At 66.1% G+C, this 4,659-nt stretch carries 3 protein-coding genes; 2 read left to right on the forward strand and 1 reads right to left on the reverse strand.

Annotation, left to right across the window (positions count from 1 at the left end; translation table 11 throughout):
• Positions 1 to 167 precede the first annotated feature (167 nt).
• Positions 168 to 1,307 carry an acyl-CoA dehydrogenase family protein gene (locus VF697_RS30425; RefSeq protein WP_331100401.1) on the forward strand — a complete coding sequence of 380 codons (1,140 nt, stop codon included), beginning with the start codon at positions 168 to 170 and terminating at the stop codon, positions 1,305 to 1,307.
• Positions 1,308 to 1,315: 8 nt separating this feature from the next.
• Complete coding sequence (locus tag VF697_RS30430) at positions 1,316 to 3,274, forward strand: ATP-binding protein (protein ID WP_331100403.1); 1,959 nt, start codon at positions 1,316 to 1,318, stop codon at positions 3,272 to 3,274.
• 82 nt (positions 3,275 to 3,356) lie between these two features.
• On the opposite strand, the gene VF697_RS30435 is transcribed toward VF697_RS30430, so the two are convergent.
• Complete coding sequence (locus VF697_RS30435; protein WP_331100405.1) at positions 3,357 to 3,839, reverse strand: hypothetical protein; 483 nt, start codon at positions 3,837 to 3,839, stop codon at positions 3,357 to 3,359.
• Between the last annotated feature and the right edge of the window lie 820 nt (positions 3,840 to 4,659).

Here is a 4,659-nt window from a genome sequence, read left to right on the forward strand (position 1 = left end):
GCACTGCACACGGAGCATGTCCTCGGCCGTGGGGCGGGCGGGCGGAGTGGCCGAGAGCAGCGCGATCAGCGCCAGGGTGACAGAAGCCATGGAGTCGTCCTTGTCGGCGAGAGCGACCCTTGTACTATCGACTCCCCCATCAATCACGCCGAGGAGCCACAGCGACCATGCTGAACCCGTTCACCGAGGAGCATGAGGCCTTTCGCAAGACGGTGCGCACGTTCGTGGAGAAGGAGATGACGCCGCACGCCCTGGAGTGGGACCGGGCGGGCATCTTCCCCCGGGAGCTCTTCCGGAAGTTTGGCGAGCTGGGCTTCTTCGGCATCAACCATGATCCGAAGTACGGCGGCAGCGGGCTGGACTACTGGTACGTGACGGCGTTCACGGAGGAGCTGACGCGCAGCCGCAACGCGGGCGTGAACATGGCGATGATGGTGCAGGGCCAGATGGCCACGCCGATCATCAACGAGATCGGCACGGACGAGCAGAAGCGCGAGTTCCTCGCGCCGGCGCTGGCGGGCGAGAAGATCGCCGCGCTGGGCGTGAGCGAGCCGGGAGCGGGCTCGGACGTGGCGAACCTGCAGACGACGGCGCGGCGGGATGGGGATGACTACGTCATCAACGGCTCGAAGATGTGGATTACGAATGGCACGCGGGCGGACTTCATCACGCTGGCGGTGCGCACGGGCGGGCCCGGGTACGGGGGCATCTCGCTGGTGACGTTCCCCACGGACGTGAAGGGCTTCGGGGTGTCGAAGAAGCTCGACAAGGTGGGCAACCTGTCCTCGGACACAGCGATTCTCTACTTCGAGGACTGCCGCATTCCGCGCCGCTACGTGCTGGGCGAGGAGAACGAGGGCTTCTACCACATCATGACGAACTTCCAGGGCGAGCGCCTGGTGGGAGCGCTGTCAGCGGTGGGCGGGATGGAGCGGATGATTGAGGACGCGCTCCAATACGGGAAGGAGCGGCAGGCGTTCGGCAAGCCGCTGCTGGGCTTCCAGGTGTGGCGGCACAAGCTGGTGGAGCACATGGCGGCCATCGAGGCGGCGAAGCGGCTGACGTACCACGCGGTGGACGTCTTCAACTCGAAGGAGAACGCGGTGCGGGAGATCTCCATGGCGAAGCTGTTCGCCGGAGACCTGGCGCAGAAGGTGGCCTACGACGTCCAGCAGTTCTTCGGAGGCATGGGCTACATCGAGGAGACGCACATCGCGCGGGCCTGGCGCGACATCCGGCTCATCACCATCGGCGGCGGCACCTCGGAGGTGATGAAGGAGATTCTCTCCAAGATGTCTGGCTTCTGAGTCTCCCTTTGTCGACTCACAAGTCTTCGGCTGGAGGGTACGCGGTCGCCGTCCTGAGCTTCGGGGTGGCGCTGGGCCTCCAGCACCTGGCGTGGCCGTTCATGTCCTCCACCCCGTTCCTGTTCTTCTATGGGGCCGTGATGGTGGCCGGGTGGTGGGGAGGATGGGGGCCAGCACTCGTCACCACGGCCCTGACGCTCCCCGCCGTGGATTACTACTTCCTGCGGCCCTTCCACACGTTCCGGGTGGGACTGGGCGATGCCCTCGCATTGGGCATCTTCGCGCTGCTCTCCCTCCTCATGACGAAGTTGAATGTGGCGCTGCGCAGGACCAACGCCGAGCGCGCGGAGTTCCTCCAGAGGGAGCGCGCGGCCAGGAACGAGGTCGAAGCCGAGCGGACTCGTCTCCACTCGCTCTTCATGCAAGCCCCGGCCTACGTGACCCTCTTCCGAGGACCCGAGCACACCTACGTCCTCTCCAACCCGCTCAACAACCAGGCCCTGGGGAATCGGGACGTCCTGGGCAAGCCGCTTCGCGAGGCCGCGCCCGAAGCGGAGGCGCAAGGCTTCGTGGCGCTGCTGGACCGGGTCTACACGACGGGTGAGCCCATTTCGGCGAAGGAAGTGCTCACGCGCGTGCAGAAGGCGGACGGCTCCTTCGAGGAGATCTTCATCAACATCGTCTATCAACCCACGCGCGACGCCGAGGGTCGGATCGATGGCATCGCCACCTTCGCTTTCGACGTGACGCCCCTCGTGCAGGCGCGCCAGAAGGCCGAGGCCCTGGCCTCCGAGCTGCGCCAGAGCGAGGAGCGGTATCGAACCTTCGTCAGCCAGAGCACCGAGGGCATCTTCCGCCTCGATGTGGAGCCGCCCATCGCCGTGACGCTCCCGGAGGACGAGCAGATCGACGCCATGTTCAGGACCGGCATCGTCGCCGAGTGCAACGATGCGATGGCACGGATGTATGGGTTCGAGCGTGCGTCGGAGCTCGCGGGAACGCGGCTGGACCAGCTCCTCGTGCGAGAGGATCCACGCAACACGGAGTACCTGCGCACGTTCATCCAGGGCGGTTACCGGATCGAGGAGGCCGAGTCCCAGGAGGTGGATCGCGAGGGAAGGCGCAAGGTGTTCATCAACAACTTCGTGGGAGTGGTGAAGGAGGGGCGGCTGGTCGGGGCTTGGGGCATCCAGCGAGAGGTGACGGAGCAGCGGCGGCTCTACCAGGAGGCCCAGGAGGCCATCCGGGTCCGCGACGAGTTCCTGTCCGTGGCTTCGCACGAGCTGAAGACGCCACTCACCCCGCTGAGCCTCCGGCTCCAGGCGCTGGCCCAGGAGACGGAGCGACAGCCCGACTCTCCCTACGTCCAGAAGGTCCGAGCCTCGGTGGAGGTAGGCCGCCGGCAGGTGACGAAGCTCGCCACGCTCATTGGAGACCTGCTGGACGTGTCGCGCATCGTCGCGGGCCGGCTGCGCTTGGAGCGGGAGGACGTGGACCTCGCGGGCGTGGTGCGAGACGTGGCCTCCCGCTACGAGCTGCACGCCACGCGGGTGGGCTCTCCGCTCCGGGTGGACGTCCCGGGCGTCGTTCAGGGCCGGTGGGATGCGCTCCGGGTGGAGCAGGTCGTCACCAACCTGGTCGACAACGCCATCAAGTATGGGGCGGGCAAGCCCGTGCACATCCGGCTGGTGGTGGAGGCGGGGGACGCCTCGCTCGTGGTCCAGGACGAGGGCATCGGCATCGCGCCCGAGCACCTGTCGCGCATCTTCGGGCGGTTCGAGCGCGCCGTGTCGGAGCGGAACTACGGCGGCCTGGGGCTGGGCCTGTACATCTCGAAGACGCTCGTCGAGGCGATGGGTGGGGAGATCCGCGTTGCCAGCACGCCCGGGCAGGGCGCCACCTTCACCGTCAGGCTGCCCCTGCGAGAGGCCGGAAGCGGCGCGACGAGTCCTTCGACACCTTCCTAGCTCTTGCCGTGCGGGCACAGCACCGCATACCCGGCCCGAGCACCTCGAGCGGAGCCCGCGGCCATGGGGGCATGCTTCCCTGTCATTGAGGGGGAGACGGCACGCGGGCAACCTTCTTCGCGTGCGCGACGGCCTCCATGTGTTCCTTGCGAAGCGGGTTCTCTCGACGGAGTCGGCGCACTCTTCGCTCTGTGTCCTCCAACAGGGCCCACGCCTCACGAGCCTGTCGAGGGAACAGGTCTAGCGCCTGCACGTAGAGGCACGTGACGTGGACGCGCATCCCCAGATCGCGGAAGCCGAGATTCTGGATACGACGAAGCCACCGACCGAACTCCTTCCACGGCATGCCGAATCCGAATGCCTCGGTAAGGAGGGTCTTTGCGATGATGCGCTGCACCGCTAGGCGCTGGGCTGGAGTCTTTGCCTTTTGCAGCCAGCGTTTCTCCAGGTTTAGGAGTTCACGCCTGCATTGCTCGTATGGCGCATCTGATTTCATGAACTTCATGAAGAGAAGATCGATCTCCTCACCGAACGTCGTGGCGCGCTCCTGGCGTGGGGTCTCCATGCTCAGGATCCAGGACAGGGCTTGTCGTTGGCTTGCCACGGCCAGAACCCGTGACGCATACATGCCTCGTAACAGGCTTTACACTGCGGTTCCTTCCAAACCCTGCCATCAATGCTTCCGCCTCCGGCCTGGATGCACTTGTTGTAGTGCGGTAGGCAGATGTCCTTCCGCCATCGCTCCCTCTCCTGTCGGGTTGGAAGCTCGGGGATCGGCGCGGCTTCGGACTCAGTGCGTTCAGGCAGGAGATTGTTGGGGCGCGTGGCCTCGGTCGGAGGTGTTGCACCACACCGCTCGTACTGGCCGGGGTTCTGCTTGAGGCAACAGGTGACGGTGCTGTCGGTCTGGTTGCACTCGGCCTGAGTGAGCGCAAAGCCGCCACCGTACCCCGAGGCGCTCGTTGATGCACACCCAGATGCCAGAACGGCCAAGCCTACGGCGAGGCAGGCCGAACGGCACAGTTGGCCGCGACCGACGACACCGGCTTGTTGCATGCCTGACTCCAGGGACCGAGTGGGGGTCCGGCCGCTTGGGTTTATCGGAGAGACGACCACCGTCATTGCTTCCTCCCAGGCCGCGCCAGGGCCCTACATGGCTTGTGGATGTCTACAAGAGCGGCACCGTCACAAGTAAGCGGACGGTGCCGCTGCGCCCACTACGGCGTGCTTCCGGGCCACACGGGCGCGTCTGCCAGGTCCGCGGACCAGACAGTCCCCCGGTTGCCTGGAATCTCCCGGCCCTCGGGGTCCGTCACGAAGTTGCCCACGTCCCCGAATGCCCGCTCGGCATTCACCTGCCCCCCGCTGTGGCGCAGGGGCTCGAG

Source organism: Archangium sp. (assembly GCF_036388035.1).
GTDB lineage: Bacteria > Myxococcota > Myxococcia > Myxococcales > Myxococcaceae > Archangium.

What these genes read in the sequence shown, in the direction of transcription:
- VF697_RS30435 (WP_331100405.1), bottom strand. Translation starts at nt 3,839, where the DNA reads ATGGAGACCCCACGCCAGGAGCGCGCCACGACGTTCGGTGAGGAGATC.
- VF697_RS30425 (WP_331100401.1), top strand. Translation starts at nt 168, where the DNA reads ATGCTGAACCCGTTCACCGAGGAGCATGAGGCCTTTCGCAAGACGGTG.